Origin of the sequence: Rhodococcus sp. PvR044, assembly GCF_040548995.1 — a bacterium.
GTDB lineage: Bacteria > Actinomycetota > Actinomycetes > Mycobacteriales > Mycobacteriaceae > Rhodococcus_G > Rhodococcus_G oryzae.
This window is the reverse complement of sequence record NZ_JBEPSX010000001.1, coordinates 824,589-849,473: the sequence shown is the minus strand read 5'-3', so window position 1 is coordinate 849,473 and position 24,885 is coordinate 824,589. Positions and strand designations below refer to the sequence as shown.

Here is a 24,885-nt window from a genome sequence, read left to right as displayed (position 1 = left end):
GCTATCCGGCGGTGTCGGCGTCGCCTTCCCCGCCTGCAGGCGTCACCGCGTCCGGGCCGCGCTCGAGCAGCAGTCGGAACCCGTCCTCGTCGAGCACCGGCACCCCGAGCTCGATCGCCTTGTCGTGTTTGGAACCCGGCGCCTCGCCCACCACCACGAACGCGGTCTTCTTCGACACCGAACCGGCGGCCTTGCCGCCGCGGATCAGGATCGCCTCCTTGGCGCCGTCACGGGTGAACCCGACGAGCGAGCCGGTGACCACGATCGACAGGCCCTCGAGGTTGCGCTCGATCGACTCGTCGCGGGCGTCCTCCATCGACACCCCGGCGGCGCGCCACTTCGCGACGATCTCGCGATGCCAGTCCACCGCAAACCATTCGACCACGGCGGCGGCGATGGTGCCGCCGACGCCGTCCACGGCCGCCAGTTCCTCCACGGACGCGTTCTCGATCCGCTCGAGGCTGCCGAACTCGGAGGCCAGCGCCCGGGCCGCGGTGGGGCCGACGTGCCGGATGGACAACGCCACGAGTACCCGCCACAGCGGCTTGTCCTTGGCCGAGTGCAGGTTGTCGAGGAGCCTGCGCCCGTTCGCCGACAGCGCGCCCGCCTTGGTGGTGAACAGCGAGGTCTTCATCAGGTCGTCAGAGGTGAGCGAGAACAGGTCTCCCTCGTCGGCGATCACTCCCGATTTGAGCAGCTCGGTCGCCGCCTCGTAGCCGAGCACCTCGATGTCGAAAGCGCCACGCCCCGACACGTGAAAGACCCTCTCCCGCAACTGCGCCGGGCAGGACCGCTGGTTCGGGCAACGGATGTCCGCGTCGCCCTCCTTGGCGGGGGCCAGCTCGGTGCCGCACTCGGGACAGTGTGTGGGCATCACGAACTCACGCTCGTCCCCGGTGCGCACATCGACCACCGGACCGAGCACCTCAGGGATGACCTCGCCCGCCTTCCTGATGACCACCATGTCGCCGATCAGCACGCCCTTTCGCTTGACCTCGGACCCGTTGTGCAGCGTCGCGAGCGAGACGGTCGATCCGGCAACCGTCACCGGCTCCATGTAGGCGAACGGGGTGACCCGGCCGGTCCGGCCGACGCTGACACGGATGTCGAGCAACCGGGTGGTGGCCTCCTCCGGTGGGTACTTGTACGCGATGGCCCAGCGCGGAGCCCGTGAGGTGGAACCGAGCCGCCGATGCAGCGCCATCTCGTCGACCTTGACCACAAGGCCGTCGATCTCGTGTTCCACGTCGTGGCGGTGCTCGTCCCAGTACGCGACCCTCGCCACGACCTCGTCGACGCCGCGGACTCGCGCGGTGTGCGTGGACACGGGCAACCCCCAGGCCGCCAGCGCGGTGTAGGCGTCGTGCTGGGACGCCGGTGCGAAGCCCTCGATCCGGCCGAGCCCGTGGCAGATCATGCCGAGCCGCCGCTTGGCCGTGACCGCCGGGTTCTTTTGCCGCAGTGATCCGGCGGCCGAGTTGCGGGGATTGGCGAACGGCGCCTTGCCCTCCGCGACCAGGGACGCGTTGAGGGCCTCGAAGTCCTCGAGCCGGAAGAACACCTCGCCGCGGACCTCGAGCAGCGACGGGATCGGGAACTCCTCGCTCGGCGTCAGCACGTGCGGGATCTCCTCGATCGTGCGCGCGTTGAGGGTGACGTCCTCGCCGGTGCGGCCGTCGCCGCGGGTGGCGCCGCGCACCAGCCTGCCGTTCTCGTAGACCAGGTTCAGCGCGACACCGTCGATCTTCACCTCGCACAGATAGTGCAGGTCGGAGCCATCAGGCGCGGAGCCTGCGGAGTGACCATCCAACACTGCGGCTTCCACCCGCCGCACCCAGGTGCGCAGCTCCTCCTCGTCGAAGACGTTGTCCAGGCTCAGCATTCGCTCGAGGTGGTCGACCGCGGTGAACTCGGTGGCGAACCCGCCGCCGACGAGCTGGGTGGGCGAGTCCGGGGTGCGCAGATCGGGGCGCGCCTCTTCGAGCGCGATCAGCCGGTTCAGCAGGGCGTCGAATTCACCGTCGGAGATGATCGGCGAGTCCCGCACGTAGTAGCGGAACTGGTGCTCGCGCACCTCCTCCGCGAGCCGCTGCCATTCTTCGCGTTCGTCGGAGGTCGCTGCTGACAGTGCTGGTTCAGACCCCTGGGCTGCGTTCTCGTCCACGCCGGAAGGTTATCGCAGGAGGCAGACAACGCCGCCGCTCGAGCGGGCGCCCGCGGGTCCGATTCAGTCGAACTCGGCGCCGTCCGCGAATGCCCTCGTCAGCTCGGCGGCGCGACGCAGCGCCGTCCGCGCCCACTCCGGGCTCGCGCCCGCGAGGCCGCATCGCGGCGTCACCGTCACCTGCGTGGCGAGGACGGATCGCGGGAAGCCCAGCCGGTCGACGAGGGTCACCGCGGGCTCGGCGAGTTCGCGCCAGCCCGGCGCGGGCTCGGCACCAAGGGTCGGCACCAGCCCGAGGGCCAGCGCGATGCCGTCCTCGAGCAGTTCGCCGACGCCGTCGAGGTCCGCGACCGTCAGCTCGCTCAGGTCCAGTCCGATCATCGCGGCGCCGCTGCGACGCAGCAGCCCCAGCGGCAGACCGGCGGCGCAGGAGTGCACCAACACCGGCGACTCCAGGCGGCCGATCACGGACGACAGGACGGCGAGCGCCTCCGGTTCGGGCATTGCGCGGGGGGTCTGCAGGATCGAGACGCCCGCCAGCGAACCGGCCAGCACCGCGGGCAGTCCTGGTTCGTCGAGCTGCACCACGACGGGCGAGCCGAGCCTGCGGGCCACCTCGTCGACGTGCACGCGCAGCCCCTCGGCCAGCGATTCCGCGAGGTCGCGCAGCGCGCCCGCGTCGGTGAGCACGCGATGCCCGCCGGAGAGCTCGACCTGCGCCGCCAGCGTCAGCGGCCCGACCGACTGGACCTTCACCGGCTGATCGGTGCCCCGGCGCCCGGCGACCTCCCAGGCCTCCTCGAGCGCGTCCAGGTCACGCCGGAGCAGGTCGCGGGCCCGACGCGTGACCGCACCCGGACGCTGCGCGAGCCGGTAGGCGGTGGTGGAGGTGTCGAACGGCAGGTCGACCAGCAGCGCGGCCGCGCGGCCGATCATGTCGGCGCCGACGCCGCGGTCGGGCAGTTCGACCAGGTGCGGCAGGGCGGGCAGTTCGCCCACCACGATGGCGGCGGCCTCCCGCGGATCGGTGCCGGGCCAGGAACCGACGCCGGTCGCGACGCCGACCGGGATGGACGGTGCCGTCACCGGCGGTCCGCGCCGGTGCCGACGATGGTGCCGCTACCGAGGACCTCGTCGCCCGCGGCGTCCGGCCGGTACAGCACGACGGCCTGTCCCCTGGCCACGCCGGTCAGCGGCTCGCGCAGCTGCACGTCCAGTCCTCCGTCGACGGGCACGACCACGGCCTCGGCCAGTCCGCCGTGCGCCCGGACCTGCACCACGCACTCGATCGGTCCCTGCGGCGCCGCGCCGGAGGTCCAGATCGCGCGCTCGGCCGCGATCGTCCAGACCTGCAGGCGCTCGGCCGAGCCGACGGTGACGGTGCCGGTCTCGGGTTCGATGGCGGTGACGTAGCGCGGCTTGCCGTCGGCCGCCGGGCCCTGCACGCCCAGTCCCTTGCGCTGGCCGATGGTGAACCCGTGCACGCCCTCGTGATCGGCGAGCACCTCGCCGGAGTCCGCGTCGACGACCTTGCCGGGCCGGATCCCGATCTTGGCGCCGAGGAAGGCCCGGGTGTCCCCGGACGGGATGAAGCAGATGTCGTGGCTGTCGGGCTTGTCCGCGACCGCGAGCCCGCGCTCGGCGGCCTCGGCCCGAATCTGCGGCTTCGGGGTGTCGCCGACGGGGAACATCGCCCGGGAGAGCTGCTCGGCGGTGAGCACGCCGAGGACATAGGACTGGTCCTTGTCGGCGTCGACCGCGCGGCGCAGCACGCCGTCCTCCAGTCGCGCGTAGTGACCGGTCGCGACCGCATCGAAACCGAGCGCCATCGCGCGGTCCGCGAGGGCGGCGAACTTGATCTTCTCGTTGCAGCGCAGGCAGGGGTTCGGCGTCTCCCCGGCGGCGTAGGACTCGATGAAGTCCTCGATCACGTCTTCCTTGAAGCGATCCGCGAAATCCCAGACGTAGAAGGGGATACCGAGGATGTCGGCGGCGCGGCGCGCGTCCCCGGCGTCCTCCTTGGAGCAGCAGCCACGCGAACCGGTGCGCAGGGTGCCCGGCGCGGTGGACAGCGCCAGGTGCACGCCCACCACCTCGTGTCCGGCGGTCACCGCACGCGCCGCCGCCACCGCGGAGTCCACTCCGCCGCTCATCGCCGCCAGTACCCGCATCAGCGTGCCCCTCCCCTGGCCCCGGCGCCCGCCAGGCCCGCCATCCTGGCCCGCTCGACCACCTGCGGCAGCGCCGCGATCAACGCATCGACATCGGAATCAGTCGAGGTGTGCCCCAACGAGAACCGCAGCGACCCGCGCGCGATGGTCGCGTCGACGCCCATCGCAATGAGCACGTGACTGGCGCTGGCGACCCCGGCCGTGCACGCCGACCCGGTCGAGCACTCGATCCCCGCCGCGTCGAGCAGCATCAGCAGCGAATCACCCTCGCAACCGGGAAAGGTGAAGTGCGCATTCCCGGGCAGTCGCTGATCGCCGACCGGGCCGTTCAGCACCGCCGTTGGCACCGCCGCGCTCACCCCGGCGATCAGCCGCTCGCGCAGCCTGATCAGCTCGGAGGAGCGGGAATCCATGTCCGACACGGTCTTCCGCAGCGCGGTGGCCATCGACACCACCGCCGCGGTGTCCAGGGTGCCCGCCCGCAGGTCGCGCTCGTGGCCGCCGCCGTGCAGCAGCGGCACGCACGGCACCTGGCGGCCGAGCAGCAGCGCTCCTGCGCCCTGCGGCCCGCCGAACTTGTGCGCGGCGACGCTCAAGGCGGAGAGCCCGCTGGCCGCGAAGTCCACCGGCAGCTGCGCCACGGCCTGCACCGCGTCGCTGTGAATCGGGACCCCGAACTCGGTGGCGACGGCGGCGAGTGCGGCGATCGACATGATCGAGCCGACCTCGTTGTTCGCCCACATGACGGTGACGAGCGCGACCTCGTCGGCGCCGGCGGCCAGCTCGACGCGCAACGCATCGGGGTCGATGCGGCCATGCCGGTCCACCGGCAGCCACGTCACCTCGGCGCCCTCGTGCTCCACCAGCCACTCGACCGCGTCGAGCACGGCGTGGTGCTCCACGGCGCCCGCGATGATCCTGCGGCGGCGCGGGTCGGCGTCGCGGCGGGCCCAGTAGATGCCCTTGACGGCCAGGTTGTCGCTCTCGGTTCCCCCGGAGGTGAAGATGACCTCCGACGGCCGTGCGCCCAGGTCGGCCGCGATGGACTCCCGTGCCTCCTCCACCCGGCGGCGGGCCGCGCGGCCCGAACCGTGCAGCGAGGACGCGTTGCCCACCGTGGCGAGGACCGCAGTCATCGACTCGATGGCCTCGGGCAGCATCGGCGTCGTCGCGGCGTGATCGAGATAGACCTGGGATGGCGCGCTGGACCGCAGGGTGGCATCACTGCGGTTGGAGGCGCTCGGGTGGGGCGTTGTCATGACCTGACCAGGATAGCCCGTCGGCCGGGGGCCGCTGCGACCGCGACTGTGCTGGTAGGCGCGCTCACGCCGCCGCGGTCTGACGCTCCTCCATGCCGTCGAGGATGTCCTGCACGGTCAGGTCCGCGCCGAGGATCACGCGCGCCGCCCGCTCGCAGCGCCGCGCCAGCTCCCTGCGGTCGGCGCCCGGCTCCTCCAGCGGCGCGAGCAGCACCTCCACGTCGAGCCTGCGCAGCCCGACCGTCCGGCGCAGCGACGCGGCCAGCGTCTGGTCCCCGACGAAGCAGGCCGTGGTGTCCAGCCGCCCGTCCGGCGTGCAGTACCTGATCCCGACGGGCTGCACCAGCGCGCCTGCCTCGACCGCGGACTGGAACAGGGCTGGGCGGAAGCTGCCGTAGGCGCGCCCGCACCAGGTGGTCCCCTCGGGGAAGGCCACCACCCGCCCACCTGCCCGCAGCCGCTCCGCGGCCTCGTCGACCGCGCCGGGCAGCTCGGACAGCCGCGCCCGGTCGATCGGGATGATCCGCATCCGCCGCGCCAGGGTCCCGAGCAGCGGCCAGTCCAGCAGGTCCGCCCTGGCCACGAAGTCCGCGGGCCCGAGCGCGCAGAGCACCAGCACATCGGCCCAGGAGACGTGCCCGGCCACCACCAGCACGCCCCGTTCCCCAGGATCGAGGTCGAGGCCGCGCTCGTCGCGCACCCGCAGCCGCATCCCCAGCCCGCTCAGCGCGGCCCGCGAATAGCCGCGCTGCAGCGAGCGGCGCCAGGATCCCGGCAGGACCCCACCCGCCAGCAGAACGGGCAGCGAGAGCAGCATCGCCGCGAGCATCGCGTACCGAACGGCCATCCGGGCCAGACCGGCCCGCTCCGCCGCAGTGGGCAGGCAGCCGTCGCCACAGGGGCTCGAGGGCATCCAGTCGTGTGTCATCGGACGATCAGCGGGACGGCGGCGGCGGCCGACCGCAGCCGGCTCAGGTAGCGCTCGTCGGCCTCCGCCATGCCAAGCAGGGCCACGAAGTCGGCGACGCCGAAGTCGGGGTCGTGGGCGGGCTCGCCGCAGATCGAGGCGCCAAGGCGCAGGTATCCGCGCAGTAGCGGGGGCAGCGCCGTGCGGGCGGGGGCCGCGATCTCGTCCAGGCCGGGCACCGGCCGCAGCGGGCGCGCCCGGAGGTCAGGGGCGGTGGCGTGCGCGTCGAGCAGTCGGTCGCGGACCCCGCGCACGTTCGCGCCCGGCAGATCAGTCGGTCGCGCCTGCATCGGCACCGACACGCACCCCATGGCCCAGCGGTAGCCGGTGAGCTCCAGGTAGTTGAGGATGCCGGCCCACATCAGGCCCAGCACCGAACCGGAGCGGTGATCCGGGTGTACGCAGGCCCGGCCCATCTCGACGAGCTGTGGGCGGAGCGGGTCGAGCGCGGCGAGGTCGAACTCGGTGGCGGTGTAGAGCCCGCCCGCGGCGATCGCGGCGTCCGGGGTCAGCATCCGGTAGCAGCCGACGACCTCGTCGGCCAGTTCGTCGCGCACCAGCAGGTGATCGCAATATTCGTCGAAGTGGTCGGCGTCGAGACCGTCGGAGATGCCGCGGACCGCGCCTTCGAAGCCCGGTTCGGCCGCGAACACCTGGTATCGCAGCCGCTGCGCTGCGATCCGGTGCTCGCGGTCCGAGGACAGCAGCAGGGTGTATCTGGGGACGGTGGTGACGCTCGGAAAATCGTTGATGAGGACCGGCGTTGTCGTCATGCCCCGAAGGGTCACCGAGCCGGGCGGCGTCCCGGCATCAGGTCGGTGTCGTGTCGATGCAGCTTCGGTGAACACGACGGCGGCCCCGCTCCCAAGCAGGGAACGGGGCCGCCGAAAGGTGACGCGGGATCAGCCCTTGTGAGCCTTGACCGCCTCGGTGAGCTGCGGTGCGACGTTGAACAGGTCGCCGACGACGCCGTAGTCCGCGATCTCGAAGATCGGGGCCTCTTCGTCCTTGTTGACGGCGACGATGGTCTTCGACGTCTGCATGCCTGCGCGGTGCTGGATGGCGCCGGAGATGCCGAGCGCGATGTACAGCTGCGGGGAGACCGTCTTACCGGTCTGACCGACCTGGAACTGGCCCGGGTAGTAGCCCGAGTCCACGGCGGCACGCGAGGCACCGACCGCGGCGCCGAGCGAGTCGGCGAGCTCCTCGACCACGCTGAACTTGTCGGCGCTGCCCACGCCACGGCCACCGGAGACGACGACCGACGCCTCGGTGAGCTCGGGGCGGTCGCCGCCGACGATCGGGTTGCGCGAGGTCACCTTGACGGCGCTCTCGTCCTGAGCCGGCACCTCGACGGTGACCTGCTCGGCGGCACCGGCCTGCGGCTGGGCCTCGACGGCACCCGGGCGAACCGAGATGACCGGGACCTCGCCGTTGGCCTTGGCCTCGACGGTGAACGCGCCACCGAAGATCGAGTGCACGGCGCTGCCGTCGGCCTTGACCTCGATGACGTCGCTGAGCAGGCCGGAACCGATCCGCGCGGCCAGACGTCCGGAGACCTCTTTGCCCTCGGTGGTGGCGGCGGTGATCACGGCGGCCGGTCCGGCGGACTCGACAAGGGCGGCGAGGACGTCGACCTTCGGGGTGATCAGGTAGCCGTCGATGTCATCGGACTCGGCGACGTAGATCTTCGCGGCGCCCGCGGCGGCCAGCGCCTCGGCGAGCTTGGCCGCGGTTCCGGCCGGGCCCGCGACGACCGCAGCCGGCTCACCGAGCGCGCGCGCTGCGGTGATGAGCTCGGTGCTGACCTTCTTGAGCGCACCCTCGGCGTGCTCGACGAGCACAAGTACTTCTGCCATTGCTGTCTTCTCCTACGTGTGGGTCTGCTGGTTGAGGGGCGCGATCAGATGATCTTCTGGCCGACGAGGTAAGCGGCGATCTTGCTGCCGCCATCACCCTCGTCGGTGACGCGCTCACCAGCGGTACGCGGGGGCTTGGGGGTGGACGCGGTGACGGTGGTGCCCGCGTTCGCGACGCCAACGGTCTCCGGGTCGACGCCGAGGTCGGCGAGGGTGAAGACCGAGACTTCCTTCTTCTTCGCGGCCATGATGCCCTTGAAGGACGGGAAGCGCGGCTCGTTGATCTTCTCGGTGACCGAGACGATGGCGGGCAGCGAGGCCTCGAGGCCGAAGATGCCCTCGTCGGTCTCGCGCTCGCCGGTGACCTTGCCGTCGGCGACGGTGAGCTTGCGCAGCTGGGTGAGCTGCGGGATGCCGAGGTACTCGGCGATGATGGCCGGAACGGCGCCGACGCGGCCGTCGGTGGCCTCGTTGCCTGCGATGATCAGGTCGGCCGGCTCATCGTTCTCGAAGCCGATCTGGCCGAGCGCGGCGGCCAGGGTCCAGCCGGTCTGGATGGCGTCGGAGCCGTGCAGAGCCGGGTCGTTGATGTGAACGGCCTTGTCGGCACCCATGGACAGCGCCTTGCGGATGGCATCGGTGGCGCGGTCCGGGCCGGCGGACAGCACGGTCACCTCGCCCCCCTGCGCCTCCTTGATGAGCAGGGCCTCCTCGACCGCGCGCTCGTTGATCTCGTCGAGCACGGCGTCCGCGGCCTCGCGGTCCAGCGTGAAGTCACCATCGCTGAGCTTGCGCTCGGACCAGGTGTCAGGAACCTGCTTGATCAAAACGACGATGTTCGTCATGGGTCTTCGTCGACCTCCTGTGTATTTCTGCCTGATGATCGAGAGCAGCTCCACGTCGAGGAGGAGCGCTCGCGTAACCGTCTCGTTCGCACGTCGGGTGTGCGTCAGATTACCCCATGTTAAGTTACCCGCTAGTAACTTGGGTGGGAAACCTCGTCCACCATAACGGCCAGGAGGATCATTCATGCCTGTGATGTGGACCACCCCGACCAGTTCTGACACCGAGGGCACTAACCTCCCAACGGTGAGCGATTCATCTGTCTCGACCCCGGCCATGTCCGTCGATGCCGATAGCAACCCGACGGCTGCCGAGGCGACCCCGCAGCCGAGCGAAGCGACCCTGCCGCTGACCGGCGAGCGCACCGTCCCGGGCGTGCCCGAGGAGAACTACTGGTTCCGCCGTCACGAGGTGGTGTACCGGCAGCTGCTCGAGCGCTGCGCCGGCCGCGTCGTCCTCGAGGCCGGGTCCGGAGAAGGCTACGGCGCCAACATGATTGCCGACGTCGCCGAGAAGGTCATCGGGCTCGACTACGACACCTCCGCCGTCGACCACGTGCGTGCCCGCTACCCGCGAATCGACATGCGCCATGGCAACCTGGCGGACCTCCCGCTGCCGGACGCCAGCGTCGGGATCGTGGTCAACTTCCAGGTGATCGAGCACCTGTGGGACCAGGCCCAGTTCCTGGCCGAATGCTTCCGCGTGCTGACCCCCGGCGGCGAGCTGCTGATCAGCACCCCGAACCGGATCACGTTCTCCCCCGGACGGGACACCCCGCTCAACCCGTTCCACACCCGCGAACTCAACGCCGCCGAGATGACCGAGCTCCTCGAGGAGGCCGGCTTCGTCGTCGACCTGATGACCGGCGTGCACCACGGCCCCCGTCTGCGCGAGCTCGACGCCAAGCACGGCGGCTCCTTCATCGATGCCCAGATCGACCGCGCGCTGGCGGGCGAGCCGTGGCCTGCGGACCTCGTCGCCGACGTCGAGGCCATCACCGTGGACGACTTCGCGCTCACCGAACCCGACATCGACGCCAGCCTGGACCTGGTCGCCATCGCACGGAAGCCCGCGGTGTCAGGGTGAACAAACCGACCGGAGTTGCGCAGGAACCGGGCATGTTCTGCCTGGTCCTGCACTCCCACCTGCCGTGGTTGGCCAACCACGGCCGGTGGCCCGTCGGCGAGGAATGGCTCTACCAGTCCTGGGCGGCCACCTACCTGCCCGTGGCCCGCGTGCTGCGCACGCTCGCCGCGGAGGGCCGCACCCGGCTGCTCAGCCTCGGCATCACCCCGGTACTGGCGGCCCAGCTCGACGACCCGCACTGCCTGGCCGGGATGCACCACTGGCTGGGCAACTGGCAGCTGCGCGCCCACGAGGCCGCAGGCATGCGCGACCAGCCGCACCGCGACCTCGGCGCCCGCGAGCACCGACTCGCCGCGGAGGCGCTGACCGACTTCGAGGAGCGCTGGGCGCACGGCGGCTCGCCGGTGCTGCGCGGGCTCGTCGACGCCGACGCCATCGAGCTGCTCGGCGGACCGTTGGCCCACCCGTTCCAGCCGCTGCTGCATCCGCGGCTGCGCTCGTTCCAGCTCAGCGAGGGCCTCGCCGACGCCAAGGCGCGTTGGGGCACGAAGCCCTCCGGGATCTGGGCACCCGAATGCGGCTACACGCCCGGGATGGAACGGGAGTACGACGCCGCGGGCGTGCAGCACTTCATGGTGGACGGCCCGTCGCTGCGCGGGGACACCTCCCTCGGCCGCCCGGTTCGCGAATCCGACGTGGTGGCCTTCGGCCGCGACCTGCAGGTCTCGTACCGGGTGTGGTCGCCGAAGTCGGGCTACCCGGGCGACGGCGCCTACCGCGACTTCCACACCTACGACCACGACACCGGGCTCAAGCCCGCGCGCGTCACCGGCCGCACCGTCGACTCGAAGGACAAGGCGCCGTACGACCCCGAACTCGCGGCCGCCGCCATCGACCGGCACGTCGCGGACTTCGTCGACACGGTCAGGTCCCGGATGCGCTCGGAGAGCGAGCGCATCGGCAGGCCCGCGCTCGTGGTGGCCGCCTTCGACACCGAACTGTTCGGACACTGGTGGTTCGAGGGTCCGCAGTGGCTGGAGAAGGTCCTGCGCGCGCTGCCGGAGGCGGGCATCCCGGTCGGCACCCTCTCCGATGCCAGGGCGGCCGGCTTCGTCGGCGAGCCCGTCCAGCTCGCCGACTCCTCCTGGGGCAGCGGCAAGGACTGGCGGGTCTGGGCGGGCGATCAGGTCGCCGACCTGGTCCAGCTGAACACCGAGGTCGTGCAGACCGCGCTGGACGCGGTGGACAAGGCCCGCGGGGCGCAGCGCGCGCCCGGCCGGCCGGAGCTGCGCGATCGGGTCAACGACCAGATCCTGCGCGAGGCCATCATGACCGTGCAGAGCGACTGGGCGTTCATGGTCAGCAAGGACTCCGCCGCCGGGTACGCCCGTGACCGTGCGCACCTGCACGCCCACGCCACCAGGGAGATCGCGGGCGCCGTCGCCGCGGGTCACCTGGACCGGGCGCGGCAGCTGGCCGACGGCTGGAACCACGCCGACGGGCTGTTCCCCTCGCTGGACGCCCGGCGACTCCCCGACGACGCGATCGGCGGTCCCGCATGAAGGTCCTGATGGTCTCCTGGGAGTACCCGCCGGTGGTGGTCGGCGGGCTCGGCAGGCACGTGCACCACCTGGCCACCGAGCTGGTGCAGGCAGGCCACGAGGTGGTCGTGCTCTCGCGGCGCCCCACCGGCACCGACGCGTCCACCCACCCGACCATCACCCACATCTCGGAGGGCGTGCTGGTGGTGGCGGTCGCCGAGGACCCGGCGCACTTCGTGTTCGGCGAGGACATGCTGGCCTGGACCCTCGCGATGGGGCACGCCATGGTGCGCGCGGGCGTCGCGCTCGGCAAGCCAGGGCTCGGCGACGGCTGGCAGCCCGACGTCGTGCACGCGCACGACTGGCTGGTCGCGCATCCCGCGATCGCGCTGGCCGAGTACTTCGACGTGCCGCTGGTCTCCACGCTGCACGCCACCGAGGCCGGCAGGCACAGCGGCTGGATCTCAGGGACGATCAACCGTCAGGTGCACTCCGTCGAGTGGTGGCTGGCCAACGAGTCGGACGCGATCATCACCTGCTCCGCCTCGATGGAGGAGGAGGTCACCGAGCTCTACGGTCCGCAGTTGCCGCCGATCACGGTGATCCGCAACGGGATCGACGTCACCACCTGGAACTACCGGCAGCGCGCGCCGCGCTCCGGCCCGCCGCGGCTGCTGTTCGTCGGCAGGCTCGAGTACGAGAAGGGCGTGCAGGACATCATCGCCGCGCTGCCCCGGATCCGTCGCAGCCACCCGGGCACCACGCTGGCCGTCGCGGGTGAGGGCACCCAGTTCGAGTGGCTGCAGCAGGAGGCACGGTCCAACCGGGTCCTGCGCTCGGTGGCCTTCCTCGGCAGTCTCGACCACACCGAGCTGCTGGGCTGGTTGCACGCGGCGGACGCGATCGTGCTGCCCAGCCGGTACGAGCCGTTCGGCATCATCGCGCTCGAGGCGGCGGCGGCGGGCACCCCGCTGGTCACCTCCACCGCGGGCGGGCTCGGCGAGGCCGTGGTCGACGGCGTCACCGGGATGTCGTTCCTTCCCGGCGACGTCGAGGGACTGACGTCGGCGGTGCGTGAGGTGCTCGACGATCCCGCGGGCGCGCAGCGCCGGGCCGAGGCGGCCCGCGAACGGCTCACCGCCGACTTCGACTGGCACAGCGTCGCGCTCGACACCGCGCAGGTCTACCTGAGCGCCAAGCGACGGGTGCGACACCCGTTGGCGCGCCCCGACATCCCCCAGCGGCCGCTCCCCGGCCGGTAGGCGGCTCCGCCGCCTGTGTGCGGTTGACGAGTCCCTGGACTCGTCAACCGCGCACAGGCGCGCAGCGCCTCAACGTGCTGCGGCGGCCTTCTTGCGCTCGATGTCCTCGAGGGCGGCGATGTACTTGGCCCGCTCGGCCGCGCCTGCCTCCCAGGCCTCCTTGCGGTTCTTGACGACCTTGACGGGCGCGCCGACCGCGATGCTGTAATCCGGGATCTCGCCCTTGACCACCGCGTGCGCGCCGAGCACGCAGCCGCGGCCGACGATCGTGTTCCTCAGCACGGTCACCTTGGCGGCGACCCAGGTGTCCGGACCGATCCGAACCGGGCCCTTCACGATGCCCTGATCCTTGATCGGGACGTTGACGTCGTCCATCCGGTGGTCGAAATCGCAGATGTAGCACCAGTCGGCGACGAGGGTGGAGGCGCCGATCTCGATGTCGAGGTAGGTGTTGACGACGTTGTCCTTGCCGAAGACGACCTTGTCGCCGATGCGCAGGGAACCCTCGTGGCAGCGGATCGCGTTGCCGTCGCCGATGTGCACCCAGCGGCCGATCTCGAGCCGCGACAGTTCGGGAGTCGAGTGGATCTCCACGTTCTTGCCGAGGAAGACCATGCCGCGCAGGATCACGTGCGGGTTCGCGAGCTTGAACTTGGCCAGCCGGTAGTAGCGCACCAGGTACCAGGGCGTGTACGCCTTGTTCTCGAGCACCCATCGCAGGGAATCACGGGTCAGGAACTTTGCCTGCTCGCTGTCGGTCCGACGTGATCCCCGCCACCTCGTGCGCAACGGTGCGCCCCACATGCTGGTCATGCCATGCAGCCTACGGTCAGCGGATGTGAGCTCCGCGACGGCCCACTCCGCCGCCCCCGCCGAGCCATCCGCCGCCGCCAAGCAGCGCCGCGACCAGCGCCGCCGTCACCGCGACCACGATGACCGCGAGCAGGGAGTTCGTCATCACGCCGATCAGCGTCGCGGCGCCGACGATCAGGCCGACGACGATCACCACCCCCGCCTGAGGCGTGCCGAGCAGGTGATTGTCGTTCGCGTCGACGCGCGGCGATCGGCGCGGCGCACTCAAATCTCCACCCCCTGACCCTTCCATGTCGCCATTCAAACACAATTGCGACCGGAATTGTGCGTTTCTGTCGGCTAATTATCGCAATTCGATACGGAATGTACCGAAATAACAGTCCAATCACAGGAGGCGCCGGACCTGCTCCGTCGCGCCACAATTGGACGCTTGTGATCACGCAGTCCCTTGAATTCTGAACCACTCACATTTTGCCCGCCGACCCCGCCCGGCGATCGGAACACGCGATTGTCCTGCGTTCAACGGATAGTCGATCCGCATTCTGCGAAGGGGCGGGTTCACACCCCGCGGTGCTCGGCCGGATAGTCTGCACCGAGCGAAATCCACACGAGGAGTGTTGAATGCGGCGTGTTCTCCGGTCGGCAGCGGTGTCGCTGACGGCAGTTTCGGCGCTGATCATCGGCGGCTGCAGCAGCGCACCACCGCTCGACGACGCCTACGCACCGAGCGGATGGCCCGCCATGCACGCGGACGCCCGCAACAGTGGCACCAGCCCCGCTGAGGGGGCCCGGTCGATCTCCTTCGACTGGTCGCGCCCGATCGGCGCACCGACCGCGACGGCCGCCTCGGTCGCGTCGAACGGCCAGATCTTCGTCACCTCGCGCAGCGAGAACGGCTGCAACCTCTTCTCGTTCGAGATCGAGACCGGCCGCAAGCGCTGGTGCAACCGGCTCGGCCCGGGCGTCGCGGTCTCGACCCCGCTCGTCGACCGCGTCACGAACGTGTACGTCGGCGAGGACGGCGCCATGAACTCCTTCAACGAGCACGGTCAGCTGCGCTGGCGCACCGTGGTGAGCGGGACGCCGCTGTCCGCCCAGTTCACCGCCGACGGAAACCTGCTGTTCGTCACGCATTTCGGCGTCGTCTCGGTGCTCAGTACCCAGACCGGCAAGGAGATCGTGCCGTCGTACCAGCTGATCCCGACCCCGACCTATGACGTCGCCCAGAACGTCCCGCTGCCGCCCGCAGCGCAGGGACTCGAGCAGTGCTTCTTCGGCGCCCCCGAGTGCCCCGTCTCCACGGCCCCGGCCATCGACCTCGCCACCGGCAGGTTCTTCGTGACCGTCTGGCGACCGGGCCGCCCGCACACCGAGCTGGTCGGCCTGCGCTACGCCGACGGCCGGATCAGCGAGGACTGGTCCTCCGCCGCACTGCCCGGCGGCGTGACGTCCAGCCCGGTGATCTCCGCCGACGGGACGACGCTGTACGCGAACGACAGCGCGGGCACGCTGTGGGCGCTCGATTCCGAGACCGGCGACCCCCGCTGGAGCCACGACCTCGGGTTCGCCGCCGCGGGCAGCCCCACCGTCGCCGCGGACGGCCTGATCATCCCGGCCGGCTCCGACAAGGGCCGCTTGCTCGCCCTCGAGGACAAGGGTGACCACGCCGAGTTGCTGTGGGAGCGAAAGGACGTCGTCCAGCTCGGCGTCCCGGCGCAGACCGGCGGCTCGACCGGCTACACCGTCGTCCGCGAGGGCGACACCGGTCTCGCGGTGCTCACCTTCGACACCGATACCGGCGAGACGCTCGACCAGGACACCCTGCCGGGCGCCGAGGGCTTCACCGTCGGCACGTCGATCGGCCCCGGTGGCGAGGTCGTCACCCCCACCCTGATCGGCGAGGTGTTCGTCCTCCGCTAGACCCGGACGCCCGCGGCGCAGACGAACGCCACCGGGGTGCGGCCGATCCGCGTCAGCACGACGCTCAGCGACGCCGAGCCGCGCAGCTTCAGCCGCGGGCGCAGCACCGCGGGGTCCACGTCGACCCCGCGCACCAGGATCTCGGCCACCCCGCAGTCGAGGCGGGCGAGCTCCTGACGCAGCGCCTTCTCGGAGTACTTGAGCTGCTCGATGATCCGGAACCCGCGCACGCCCGCGGGCACCGCGTCGCCGGTGAGGTACGCGATCCGCGGGTCGAGCTGCCAGAGCCCGTGCCGGGCCGCGTAGTGCCGCACCAGGCCCGCGCGCACCACCGCCCCGTCCGGGTCGACGATCCACTCCCCCGGTCCGCGCTCGGGGATCTCGTCCGGTTCGGCGTCGGTGAGCTCCAAGGCGGTGTCCGCGGTCAGCACGGTCGCGCGACGGCGAACCCCCGCCCCCGCGAGTCCGGGCGACCACAGGCAGGCCTCGCGCACGCCACCGTCGAGCGAGACGATCTCCACCTCGCCGGGCCACTCCAGCGCGTCGTAGTCCAGTCCGGGAGCGCATTTCACCGACAGGTCGCGGCCGCGGTACGCCTCCAGCAGGTCCGGCAGGGGCGGCTGCAGGGCGGCCGGGTCGTGCCTGCGCCTGCCGCCCGCCCGCCTGGCCGGATCGGCGAGGACGACGGTGTCCCGGGTGCAGGGCACCAGCGCGTCCGCACGGACGACCGTCGCGCCGGGCACGTTGTGTTGCGCCATCGCCAGGCGCACCGGGTCGAGATCGCTGCCGATCACCGCGCTCGCGACGCCGACAAGGGCGGACAGTTCCGCGCCAACCGAGCAGGTGACGTCGTGTACGGCCCGGCCCGCCACCCGGTGGGCTCGCCTGCGCGCGACCACCGAGGGCGTCGTCTGTTGCAGCGCGTCGTCGGTGAACAGCCAGTCCCGGCCACCGTCGATCTTGCCGACGGCTTTACGCCGCAGCAGCACCGTCTCGACCAGGGCAGCGGACCGGTCGACAAAACGCGCACGCACCCGGCCGATGTCGGCCAGGTGCGTGCGCGTCGAGAGTTCGAGCCGATCCACCTCGGTGAGGGCGGCGATGCCGTCCTCGGACGTCAGGTACCGCACGTCCTCCCGGGTGAACTCGTATCCCACTACTTCGGTTCGGGCTTCACGCCGGTGATCATCACGTTGTAGAAGAAGTTACGCGGGACCACGTGCTTGAGGATCTTCTCGTCCACCCAGCTCAGCGTCTTGAACCCACCGAACGCGAACTTGGCCCAGCCCCAGCCGAGCTTCTCCGGCGGAACCGCGGCCTCGAAGGTCCGGACCGGCCAGCCGAGCAGCGCCGCGGCGAACTCCTCGGTGATGGCCCGTACCTCGGTGCCGCCTGCCGACTTCGCCATGTTCTCGAGGTCGGTGGGGTCGAAGGTGTGGATGTCGACGACGGCCTCGAGCGCCGCGGCGCGGGAGGACTCGTCGAGCTCTTCCTGCGGACGACGCCAGCTGGCCAGGAACGGCAGCTTGGTGACCGTGGTGGTGGCCTCCCAGGTGGCGCGGCCGAGCCAGCGGGCGTAGAAGTTGCCGACCGTGGAGGGCTCGCCTGCGAAGACGAATCGGCCGCCCGGCTTGAGCACCCGAAGGACCTCGCGCAGCGACTGCTCGACATCCGGGATGTGGTGCAACACCGCATGTCCGACGACGAGGTCGAAGGTGTTGTCGTCGTACGGGATCCGCTCGGCGTCCGCGACGCGACCGTCGACCTCCAGGCCGAGGTGCTCGGCGTTGCGCAGCGCGACCTTGACCATGCCGGGCGAGAGATCGGTGACGGAGCCGGTCTTGGCGACCCCGCCCTGCATCAGGTTGAGCAGGAAGAAGCCGGTGCCGCAGCCCAGTTCCAGCGCCCGCTCGTACGGCAGCGGCAGGTCCCCTGCGACGGCGTCGAACCGGCCCTTTGCGTAGTCGATGCAGCGCTCGTCGTACGAGATGGACCACTTGTCGTCGTACGTCTCGGCCTCCCAGTCGTGGTACAGGACCTGGGCGAGCTTCGTGTCCTTACGAGCGGCCTCGACCTCTTCGGCGGTGGCGTGCGGACGCGGCGCGGGATCGATTCCGTCATTCGGGCTTGCAGTCATGGGTGAGAGCCTACCGGGTAGTAAGGAGTGTGAACAGGTTCTAGTTTTGCGGTGACATCCGGGCCGCTACTTGCCCGTGAACTGCGCCTTACCCGGGCCGTTCGCCACGAAGGACTCCATGCCGATCGTCCGGTCCTCGGTCGCGAAGAGCTGCGCGAACTGCTGTGCCTCGATCTTCAGGCCGGTGTTCAGGTCCGTGTCGAGGCCCTGATCGATCGACGCCTTGGCGGCGGCGAGGGCGCGGCTCGCGGCACCGACGAACTGCGAGGCCCACTTGCGGGCCGCGTTGTAGACCTCGTCGGGGGCGACCATCTCGTCGATCAGGCCGATCGCGAGGGCCTCCTCGGCGCCGACGAAGCGTCCGGTGAACACCAGGTCCTTGGCCTTGCTGGGGCCGATGAGGCGGGCCAGGCGCTGGGTGCCGCCGCCGCCGGGGATCACGCCGAGCAGCACCTCGGGGACGCCGACCTTGGCGTTGTCGCCCGCGATCCGGCGATCCGCGCCGAGCGCGATCTCCAGGCCGCCACCGAGGGCGTAGCCGGTGATCGCGGCGACGGTCGGCTTCGGGATCTCGGAGATGCAGCCGAGCGCCGACTGCAGGTCGCCCGCGACCGGGCTCATCTCGGCGAAGGACATCTCCGCCATCTCCTTGATGTCCGCGCCCGCCGCGAACACCTTCTCGCCGCCGTACACGATGACCGCCTTGACGTCGGCGTTGACGGTGGCCTCGCGGGCAGCGGCCCGGAGCTCCTCCTGCAACTGACGGTTCAGCGCGTTCATCGGGGGGCGCGCGAGCCGGATGGTGCCGATGCCGTCGGATACCTCGAGAGTCACAAACTCAGCCATGAAGCGAAGGCTACCTTTCGCCCCACGGGTGCGCCCCGGCGGCGTAGTACGGCTCCTGACCGGGGAATCGCACCCGCCACGAGCCGTCCTCCTCCTGGTACAGCGTCGGCAGGATCACCGGGATCTCCGGCTCGGCGGCGAGAACGTCTGCGACGGTGGCATATTGGCCGATCGCGCTCAGCTGGCTCCAGGTCGGCGGGAGCAGCATGGTGCGGCCCTCGATCCAGTCCGTGATGGCCTGCGCCGGGGTCTGCCAGGTGACCTCGGCGGCCTCCGACGTCTCGCCGTCCGCGATCTGACCGGCGGGGGCCGCGGCAACGAAGAAGCGGGTGTCGTAGCGCCTGCCCTCGCCGACCGGGGTGATCCAATTCGCCCACGGCCGAAGCAGATCCGCGCGCAGTACCAGGTTCTCGCGGGCGAGGAACTCGCTGAAGGAGAACTCGCGGGCCTCCAACTGCTTCCGTGCCTGCGCGTAGCCGGCGGTGTCCGCGACGACGGTGTCTGCGGTCGGCCCGGCCAGCAGCACGCCGCACTCCTCGAAGGTCTCCCGCACCGCCGCACAGACCAGCGCCTTCGCCCTGCCCTCGTCGACGCCGAACCGCTCGGCCCACCAGGAGACCGGGGGTCCGGTCCAGGCCACGTCCGCGTCGGCGTCCTGCGGGTCGACGCCGCCGCCGGGGAACACGGTCATGCCACCCGCGAAGGCCATCCCACCCACGCGCCGGAGCAGGAACACCTCGGGCCCGGACTCGGAGTCGCGCACCAGGATGACGGTGGAGGCGTCCTTCGGGGGAACTTCGGGGTGTGCTTCAAAAGTGGCCATGTGTCGGACGTTACAACGCCACCGCACCCATTAGTTCGCGCGGCTCAAGAAAGTGGCCTCCCGCGGGGCGCCTCAGCGGCGGTGCTGGCCAGGGAGCCGGGTGCGCCTGGCGAAGAACCGGCCGTCCACCTTGTCCAGGCTGATCGCCTGACTGAACGCGTGGGTCAGGTTCTCCGCCGTGATCACGTCGTCGATCAGACCCTGCGAGACGACCTCGCCCTCCTTGAGCAGCAGCGCGTGCGTGAAGCCCGGCGGGATCTCCTCGACGTGGTGGGTGATGAGCACGGTCGCGGGTGCGTCCGGGTCGGCGGCCAGGTCCGAGAGCCGCGCGACGAGCTCCTCACGCCCGCCCAGGTCCAGCCCGGCCGCCGGCTCGTCGAGCAGCAGCAGCTCCGGATCGGTCATCAGGGCCCGCGCGATCAGCACGCGCTTGCGCTCCCCCTCCGACAGCGTGCCGTAGGTCCGGTTCGCCAGGTGCTCGGCGCCAAGGCTCTCGAGCATCTCCACCGCGCGAGTGGTGTCCATCTCCTCGTAGCGTTCCCGCCACCGGCCGAGCACGGCGTAGCCGGCCGAGACCACGAGGTCGCGCACCACCTCGTCGGCGGGCACCCGGTGCGCGAGCGAGGAGGACGATAGCCCGATCCGCGGTCGCAGCTCGGTGACGTCGACGCGGCCGAGGACCTCGCCGAGCAGGTGCGCCTTGCCCGACGTCGGGTGCACCTCGGCGGCCGCGATCCGCAGCAGCGAGGTCTTGCCCGCGCCGTTGGGCCCGAGCACAACCCACTTCTCGTCGAGCTCCACCTTCCACGTCACGGGGCCGACCAGGGTCACACCGCCACGGCGGATGAGCACGTCGTCGAAATCGATGAGCAGATCGGGATCAAGTTCGGACACGACGCCCATCTTGACCTACCCGCTCGCGGCGCACGCGTCAGGACCGGGTTGCGTGTCGCCGGTCCCGGCTGCCGCGCAGGTCAACGAGCCGGGCAATCCTCGCGTGCGACTGCGGGCACCGACATCGCCGGTGCAACACCGCCGCCGCCCCGGTTCTGACCGAGCCGGTTCAGGAAGCCCATCATCAGCTGGATCAGGGGCCCGATGCCGAGCGCATAGACGACGGTGCCCACCCCGACGGTGCCGCCGAGCATCCAGCCGGTCGCCAGCACGGCCACCTCGAGTCCGGTGCGGACCAACCGCACCGACAGTCCGGTACGCGCGACCAGCCCGGTCATCAACCCGTCGCGCGGACCGGGGCCGAGACCGGCACCGATGTAGAGCGCCGCCGCGAACGCATTGAGGACGACCGCGATCAGCATCACCGGAATCCGGGTGGCCAGCGCGTCCAGCTCGGGGAGCATGGCCAGCGAGGTATCCACCGCCACCGCGATCACCACGACATTCGCGACCGTGCCGAAGCCGGGGCGCTGGCGGATCGGGATCCACAGCAGCAGCACCGCGGCACCGGTCAGCGCGGTGACGGTGCCGAAGCTCAGCGACGTCCGCTGCGCCACACCCTGGTGAAACACGTCCCATGGGTCGAGCCCGAGCCCGGCAACGACCATCAGCGCCATCGAGAAACCGTAGAGCCAGAGGCCGACGAAGAGCGCGACGAGACGGGAGGGCAGGCGGGTGAGCATGGTGGCCAGTCTCCCGAGAACTGGACCGGCAATAAAGTGCCACTTCGCCATCGCTGGACTGCACGAGTGGTATTCGTGGTACGCCAACCGGTCAGGTCGTCACGGCATCGAGCCGATCGAGCATCGCCCGCGGATCGTCCACATGCAGGCTCACGCCCGTGATCATGGTCGGTTCGTCACTGCGGAAGGCGATCGGGACGCCGCTTCGAAAGTCGATGTCGAGGACCGTGCCGTCCGGGCCCGGCAGATGCAGGCGGCCGTCGCGTACTTCCTCGTCGGTGCGATCGAACCGCCTGATCAGCCTCGTGGCGCCGATCTCGGTGAGATCGACGGTCGCCACGACAGCCGACCCCGATCGGAGGACGAGCTCGTCCTCGGTGACCAGGTGCGGGTGCACCGCTCGCCCGGCGAGCCAGCCGACGACCGCGAGGAGGGAGACAACCGTCGCGATCAGCAGCGTCACCCGCAGCCACTGCCACGGCACCAGCAGGTGGATGGCCACCGCCTCGATCAGCCCGGCGACCATGAACGCGAGCGGGAGCGCGACGGTGCCCTTGCTGTACCCGAACGCGGCCGCCTGGCCGTGTCTGTCGTCCACCTCACCTCGGACCCACATCCACATTGCGGCGATCACGGGGTGGCCCCATCAGGCGACATCCCGAGCCGTGCGAGGACCCGCATGAGGACCTCACACTGCGCCCGGTCGGGTACCAACTCGGCGACGGCCATCATCGGCCGCACCATCGGTGCCGCGGACTCCGCGTCCTCGACGATCAGGACCATATCGCCGTACTCCCGAGCGATCACCGACGCGAGTGCCTCAGCGAGAGAGTCGATCTCCTGCTTCGCCGCGGCGGGATCGGCGCCGACCAGTGCCGCGAACCGCCGGTACAGGCCGATCACCACCGCGCGCGAGTCCGGATCCGAGAGCACCCGCGTCGCGGCGTCGAACAGCGCGGAGGGACCCGTCCCGGAAACGGCGAGCAGTTCCCAGGCGTCCCGCTCGCGTTCGAACTCACGGCGGGTTCTGGGATCGCCTTCCGCCGAGATCAATTCGGCAAAGGCCACGGCCAGGTCGGCGGGCAGCGGCGAGACCGGCCGACCCTCGCGGTGTGCGTCGAGCATCTCCCGCAGCCGCAGGCGTTGGCCGCCCAGGCGATCGAGTTCGGCATCGATGCCGTCGATGAGCACCGTCAGGTCATCGCCGAGGTCATCCGTATCACCCTCTGCGCGGGCCGATTCCATGATCGTGGCGATCGAACCGAGCGGGATCCCCGCGGCGGCCAGCCATCGAATGCGGAGCAGCCTGATCAGATCCGGCAACTCGTAGGCCCGATAGCCGTTGGAGAGCCGTCTCGGCTCATCGAGAAGCCCGAGACGGTGATAGTGCCGGATCGTCCGAGGGGTGATTCCGGCCGTCTGGGCAAGGTCGCCGATTCGCATGAACCCAGCATCAACCATGACGCTGCGTCATGGTCAAACTCGGCGGTTCCTAGCCGAGCGCCGCGATCACGGTCATCGAGCCCGGGGCCACTTCGGTGTACCCGGCGTCGCGCACAGCGATCGCCCGCCGCTGCGCCACCAGCTCGCCGAGGGCCGCCCAGTGCGCCGGATCGGCGTCCCGCACGCTGCAGCGGTAGCCGTCGAGCGACCACGCCAAGGCCCGCTCGGGGTCCATCGCACCCGCCAACAGCATCGAGGCGTGCCCGACCTGGGCCGCGGCCTTGCCGACGGTCATCTCCAGGGAACGGTTCACCCATAGCACCGGCAGGCCCGACACCGGTTCGCCCGGCTCGTCGTGCTCGAGGTCGGTGCCCCCGATCTGGAGTTTGCGGACGCGCTGATCGACCTCGCCGACCGGGCCTGGCACGATGGCCCGGGCCTGCGCCCCGTCGACCTCGACCGTGACGCCGTCCACCTGCTGCGCGGCGAGCCACTGCGATCCCCTGGCCCGGCGCGCGACCTTCCGGATCCGCGAGCCCGTCCAGTCGAGCAGGGGCTGCTGCCACGGTCCCGGTTCGCCGTCGTCGGTCGCGCCTGCCCGCTCGTCGAGGCACAGCGCGACGGTCGCCGCGGCCGCGGCCGCCAGCAGTGCGCTGCGCGCGGGCGGGTGCACCTTGGTGATGTGCAGGACCATCGGCATCGCCAGCACCTGCGCCGGGTCTTCCGGGTCCGCGCGGCCGCCGTAGCCTGCCGCGAGCACCGCATGCCGGTCAAGGAAGGCGGCGGGGAGGCGCTCGTCCATCAGAGCGGCACCCGGCGCACCAGTCCGTCCTCGGCGTCGGCCGCCTCCACCTCGTGGCGGGTCACGCCGAGGATGAACAGCACCGCATCGAGGAACGGATGCGAGAGCGCCGCGTCCGCCACCTCCCGCAGTGCCGGCTTGGCGTTGAACGCGACCCCGAGGCCCGCGGCGTTGAGCATGTCGATGTCGTTGGCGCCGTCCCCGACGGCGACGGTCTGCTCCATCGCGACGCCGGACTGGGCGGCGAACTTGCGCAGCGCGACGGCCTTCGCGGCCCGGTCGACGACATCGCCGATCACCCGGCCGGTCAGCTTGCCGTCGACGATCTCGAGGGTGTTCGCCTCGACGAAGTCCAGCTCCAGCTCGTGCGCGAGGCCCTCGATCACCTGGCGGAAGCCGCCGGAGACCACGCCGCAGTGGAACCCGAGTCTGCGCAGCGTCCGGATGGTGGTGCGGGCGCCGGGGGTCAGCTCGAGCGACTCGCCCACCTCGTCGATGACCGAGGCGTCCAGCCCGGCCAGCACCGCGACCCGCTGGTGCAGCGACTCGGTGAAGTCGATCTCGCCGCGCATCGCGGCCTCGGTGACGGCGCGGACCTCCTCCTCCTTGCCTGCGCGGGCGGCGAGCATCTCGATGACCTCGCCCTGCACCAGGGTGGAGTCCACGTCGAAGACGATGAGCCGCTTCGCGCGTCGGGCCAGCCCGGCGCGCTCCACGGCGACATCCACGGCCTCTCCGACGGCCACCTCGGACAGTCCGGTGCGCAGGGCGGCGTCCGCCTCGGCACCGGTGTTGGCGGCGGTCACCATCAGCTCGAGACCGGTCACCGGGTAGTCCGCGATACCGCGGATGGAGTCGATGTTCGCACCCTGCTTCGCGAGTTCACGGGCGATCGTGCTGAACGAGCGGGCCGTGACCGGGCTGCCGAGCACCACCACCGCGTGGGTGGACGGCGCGGGCCGGGCCGCGGCGAACGAGCCGGACTCGACGTCGACCTGCATGCCGACGGTGGCCATCGCCCCCTCGAGCTCGTCCTGGAGGGCGTCGGCGTCGTTCGGGTAGGACACCAGGACGCCCAGCGTCAGGCGCCCCCGGATGACCACCTGCTCCACGTCCAGCAGGCTCACGCGGTGACGCGAGAGCGCCGCGAGCAGCACGGACGTGACGCCGGGGCGGTCCGGTCCCGTGACCGTGACCAACACCGTGGTGTCTGAACCCACCGAGAACTCCCTCCATCCCGCGGCCCAGACCGCGGATTCGAACCCATTGTGCCAATCACAAGGCCCCGCCCGAAGCTCGGGCGGGGCCTTGT

General features: G+C 70.9%; 24 protein-coding genes. 4 read left to right on the top strand and 20 right to left on the bottom strand.

Annotated elements, in window-relative coordinates; all coding sequences use genetic code 11:
* Position 1: 1 nt before the first annotated feature.
* The 8 genes from ligA to ABIC28_RS03740 form a co-directional block, all read right to left on the bottom strand.
* Positions 2–2,164 (bottom strand): NAD-dependent DNA ligase LigA, encoded by a 2,163-nt coding sequence (ligA, locus tag ABIC28_RS03775; RefSeq protein WP_257017731.1) that lies wholly within the window; start codon positions 2,162–2,164, stop codon positions 2–4.
* A gap of 63 nt (positions 2,165–2,227) precedes the next feature.
* A complete protein-coding gene (locus ABIC28_RS03770) occupies positions 2,228–3,250 on the bottom strand; it encodes a methionine synthase (RefSeq protein WP_097213602.1) in 1,023 nt (340 codons plus the stop codon).
* On the bottom strand, positions 3,247–4,335 hold the full coding sequence (gene mnmA / locus ABIC28_RS03765) for a tRNA 2-thiouridine(34) synthase MnmA (RefSeq protein WP_354577554.1): 1,089 nt from the start codon (positions 4,333–4,335) through the stop codon (positions 3,247–3,249). The genes ABIC28_RS03770 and mnmA overlap by 4 nt, the downstream gene beginning before the upstream one ends.
* A complete protein-coding gene (locus ABIC28_RS03760; RefSeq protein WP_097213604.1) occupies positions 4,335–5,594 on the bottom strand; it encodes a cysteine desulfurase family protein in 1,260 nt (419 codons plus the stop codon). Before ABIC28_RS03760 ends, mnmA begins: the two co-directional genes overlap by 1 nt.
* Before the next feature lie 64 nt (positions 5,595–5,658).
* A complete protein-coding gene (locus ABIC28_RS03755; RefSeq protein WP_269588280.1) occupies positions 5,659–6,522 on the bottom strand; it encodes a lysophospholipid acyltransferase family protein in 864 nt (287 codons plus the stop codon).
* Positions 6,519–7,334, bottom strand: coding sequence for a GNAT family N-acetyltransferase (locus ABIC28_RS03750; RefSeq protein ID WP_269588281.1), 816 nt, complete (start codon positions 7,332–7,334; stop codon positions 6,519–6,521). The genes ABIC28_RS03755 and ABIC28_RS03750 overlap by 4 nt, the downstream gene beginning before the upstream one ends.
* A gap of 129 nt (positions 7,335–7,463) precedes the next feature.
* The gene (locus ABIC28_RS03745; protein WP_097213606.1) at positions 7,464–8,420 is read right to left on the bottom strand and encodes an electron transfer flavoprotein subunit alpha/FixB family protein; all 957 of its coding nucleotides are present in this window, start codon (positions 8,418–8,420) and stop codon (positions 7,464–7,466) included.
* Between the two features lie 44 nt (positions 8,421–8,464).
* On the bottom strand, positions 8,465–9,265 hold the full coding sequence (locus ABIC28_RS03740; protein WP_354577550.1) for an electron transfer flavoprotein subunit beta/FixA family protein: 801 nt from the start codon (positions 9,263–9,265) through the stop codon (positions 8,465–8,467).
* 274 nt (positions 9,266–9,539) lie between these two features.
* Here ABIC28_RS03740 and ABIC28_RS03735 point away from each other — a divergent pair, with 274 nt between their 5' ends.
* From ABIC28_RS03735 to ABIC28_RS03725, 3 genes are read left to right on the top strand one after another with little or no spacing between them, the layout of a single operon-like run.
* Positions 9,540–10,349 carry a class I SAM-dependent methyltransferase gene (locus tag ABIC28_RS03735; protein ID WP_502944992.1) on the top strand — a complete coding sequence of 270 codons (810 nt, stop codon included), beginning with the start codon at positions 9,540–9,542 and terminating at the stop codon, positions 10,347–10,349.
* A gap of 32 nt (positions 10,350–10,381) precedes the next feature.
* Positions 10,382–11,911 (top strand): 1,4-alpha-glucan branching protein domain-containing protein, encoded by a 1,530-nt coding sequence (locus ABIC28_RS03730; protein WP_209928890.1) that lies wholly within the window; start codon positions 10,382–10,384, stop codon positions 11,909–11,911.
* Entirely contained in the window at positions 11,908–13,152 is a 1,245-nt protein-coding gene (locus ABIC28_RS03725) for a glycosyltransferase family 4 protein (protein ID WP_097213610.1), read from the top strand. The genes ABIC28_RS03730 and ABIC28_RS03725 overlap by 4 nt, the downstream gene beginning before the upstream one ends.
* A 69-nt stretch (positions 13,153–13,221) precedes the next feature.
* On the opposite strand, the gene ABIC28_RS03720 is transcribed toward ABIC28_RS03725, so the two are convergent.
* Entirely contained in the window at positions 13,222–13,965 is a 744-nt protein-coding gene (locus ABIC28_RS03720) for an acyltransferase (protein WP_097213611.1), read from the bottom strand.
* 16 nt (positions 13,966–13,981) lie between these two features.
* Positions 13,982–14,233, bottom strand: a complete 252-nt coding sequence (locus ABIC28_RS03715; protein ID WP_077041130.1) for a hypothetical protein — start codon at positions 14,231–14,233, stop codon at positions 13,982–13,984.
* A 353-nt stretch (positions 14,234–14,586) separates the two neighbouring features.
* On the opposite strand from ABIC28_RS03715, the gene ABIC28_RS03710 reads away from it, so the two are divergent.
* Entirely contained in the window at positions 14,587–15,885 is a 1,299-nt protein-coding gene (locus ABIC28_RS03710; RefSeq protein WP_097213612.1) for an outer membrane protein assembly factor BamB family protein, read from the top strand.
* Here ABIC28_RS03710 and ABIC28_RS03705 read toward each other — a convergent pair.
* From ABIC28_RS03705 to serB, 10 genes are all read right to left on the bottom strand, one after another.
* Complete coding sequence (locus tag ABIC28_RS03705; RefSeq protein ID WP_097213613.1) at positions 15,882–17,042, bottom strand: class I SAM-dependent methyltransferase; 1,161 nt, start codon at positions 17,040–17,042, stop codon at positions 15,882–15,884. The genes ABIC28_RS03710 and ABIC28_RS03705 overlap by 4 nt on opposite strands.
* Entirely contained in the window at positions 17,042–18,022 is a 981-nt protein-coding gene (locus tag ABIC28_RS03700) for a class I SAM-dependent methyltransferase (RefSeq protein ID WP_097213614.1), read from the bottom strand. Before ABIC28_RS03700 ends, ABIC28_RS03705 begins: the two co-directional genes overlap by 1 nt.
* Before the next feature lie 66 nt (positions 18,023–18,088).
* On the bottom strand, positions 18,089–18,868 hold the full coding sequence (locus ABIC28_RS03695) for an enoyl-CoA hydratase/isomerase family protein (RefSeq protein WP_077041129.1): 780 nt from the start codon (positions 18,866–18,868) through the stop codon (positions 18,089–18,091).
* A 10-nt stretch (positions 18,869–18,878) separates the two neighbouring features.
* Positions 18,879–19,691 carry an NUDIX hydrolase gene (locus ABIC28_RS03690; protein ID WP_097213615.1) on the bottom strand — a complete coding sequence of 271 codons (813 nt, stop codon included), beginning with the start codon at positions 19,689–19,691 and terminating at the stop codon, positions 18,879–18,881.
* A 72-nt stretch (positions 19,692–19,763) separates the two neighbouring features.
* The gene (locus tag ABIC28_RS03685) at positions 19,764–20,594 is read right to left on the bottom strand and encodes an ABC transporter ATP-binding protein (protein ID WP_027499165.1); all 831 of its coding nucleotides are present in this window, start codon (positions 20,592–20,594) and stop codon (positions 19,764–19,766) included.
* A gap of 71 nt (positions 20,595–20,665) precedes the next feature.
* Positions 20,666–21,328: a membrane protein YczE gene (gene yczE, locus ABIC28_RS03680; protein WP_354577544.1), complete on the bottom strand. Its 663-nt coding sequence runs from the start codon at positions 21,326–21,328 to the stop codon at positions 20,666–20,668.
* A gap of 91 nt (positions 21,329–21,419) precedes the next feature.
* Positions 21,420–21,926: a hypothetical protein gene (locus tag ABIC28_RS03675; protein WP_257017737.1), complete on the bottom strand. Its 507-nt coding sequence runs from the start codon at positions 21,924–21,926 to the stop codon at positions 21,420–21,422.
* 32 nt (positions 21,927–21,958) lie between these two features.
* Positions 21,959–22,771, bottom strand: coding sequence for a MerR family transcriptional regulator (locus tag ABIC28_RS03670; RefSeq protein ID WP_354577542.1), 813 nt, complete (start codon positions 22,769–22,771; stop codon positions 21,959–21,961).
* A 49-nt stretch (positions 22,772–22,820) separates the two neighbouring features.
* Positions 22,821–23,573: an aminoacyl-tRNA hydrolase gene (locus tag ABIC28_RS03665; RefSeq protein WP_097213617.1), complete on the bottom strand. Its 753-nt coding sequence runs from the start codon at positions 23,571–23,573 to the stop codon at positions 22,821–22,823.
* Entirely contained in the window at positions 23,573–24,793 is a 1,221-nt protein-coding gene (gene serB / locus ABIC28_RS03660; protein WP_097213618.1) for a phosphoserine phosphatase SerB, read from the bottom strand. The genes ABIC28_RS03665 and serB overlap by 1 nt, the downstream gene beginning before the upstream one ends.
* Positions 24,794–24,885 lie beyond the last annotated feature (92 nt).

Bases quoted from the DNA above. Each gene is read 5' to 3' on its own strand.
- mnmA (WP_354577554.1), bottom strand. From the start codon at position 4,335: ATGCGGGTACTGGCGGCGATGAGCGGCGGAGTGGACTCCGCGGTGGCG.
- ABIC28_RS03760 (WP_097213604.1), bottom strand. From the start codon at position 5,594: ATGACAACGCCCCACCCGAGCGCCTCCAACCGCAGTGATGCCACCCTG.
- ABIC28_RS03755 (WP_269588280.1), bottom strand. From the start codon at position 6,522: ATGACACACGACTGGATGCCCTCGAGCCCCTGTGGCGACGGCTGCCTG.
- ABIC28_RS03750 (WP_269588281.1), bottom strand. From the start codon at position 7,334: ATGACGACAACGCCGGTCCTCATCAACGATTTTCCGAGCGTCACCACC.
- ABIC28_RS03745 (WP_097213606.1), bottom strand. From the start codon at position 8,420: ATGGCAGAAGTACTTGTGCTCGTCGAGCACGCCGAGGGTGCGCTCAAG.
- ABIC28_RS03740 (WP_354577550.1), bottom strand. From the start codon at position 9,265: ATGACGAACATCGTCGTTTTGATCAAGCAGGTTCCTGACACCTGGTCC.
- ABIC28_RS03735 (WP_502944992.1), top strand. From the start codon at position 9,540: ATGTCCGTCGATGCCGATAGCAACCCGACGGCTGCCGAGGCGACCCCG.
- ABIC28_RS03730 (WP_209928890.1), top strand. From the start codon at position 10,382: ATGTTCTGCCTGGTCCTGCACTCCCACCTGCCGTGGTTGGCCAACCAC.
- ABIC28_RS03725 (WP_097213610.1), top strand. From the start codon at position 11,908: ATGAAGGTCCTGATGGTCTCCTGGGAGTACCCGCCGGTGGTGGTCGGC.
- ABIC28_RS03720 (WP_097213611.1), bottom strand. From the start codon at position 13,965: ATGACCAGCATGTGGGGCGCACCGTTGCGCACGAGGTGGCGGGGATCA.
- ABIC28_RS03710 (WP_097213612.1), top strand. From the start codon at position 14,587: ATGCGGCGTGTTCTCCGGTCGGCAGCGGTGTCGCTGACGGCAGTTTCG.
- ABIC28_RS03700 (WP_097213614.1), bottom strand. From the start codon at position 18,022: ATGACTGCAAGCCCGAATGACGGAATCGATCCCGCGCCGCGTCCGCAC.
- ABIC28_RS03695 (WP_077041129.1), bottom strand. From the start codon at position 18,868: ATGGCTGAGTTTGTGACTCTCGAGGTATCCGACGGCATCGGCACCATC.
- ABIC28_RS03690 (WP_097213615.1), bottom strand. From the start codon at position 19,691: ATGGCCACTTTTGAAGCACACCCCGAAGTTCCCCCGAAGGACGCCTCC.
- ABIC28_RS03685 (WP_027499165.1), bottom strand. From the start codon at position 20,594: ATGGGCGTCGTGTCCGAACTTGATCCCGATCTGCTCATCGATTTCGAC.
- yczE (WP_354577544.1), bottom strand. From the start codon at position 21,328: ATGCTCACCCGCCTGCCCTCCCGTCTCGTCGCGCTCTTCGTCGGCCTC.
- ABIC28_RS03670 (WP_354577542.1), bottom strand. From the start codon at position 22,771: ATGCGAATCGGCGACCTTGCCCAGACGGCCGGAATCACCCCTCGGACG.
- ABIC28_RS03665 (WP_097213617.1), bottom strand. From the start codon at position 23,573: ATGGACGAGCGCCTCCCCGCCGCCTTCCTTGACCGGCATGCGGTGCTC.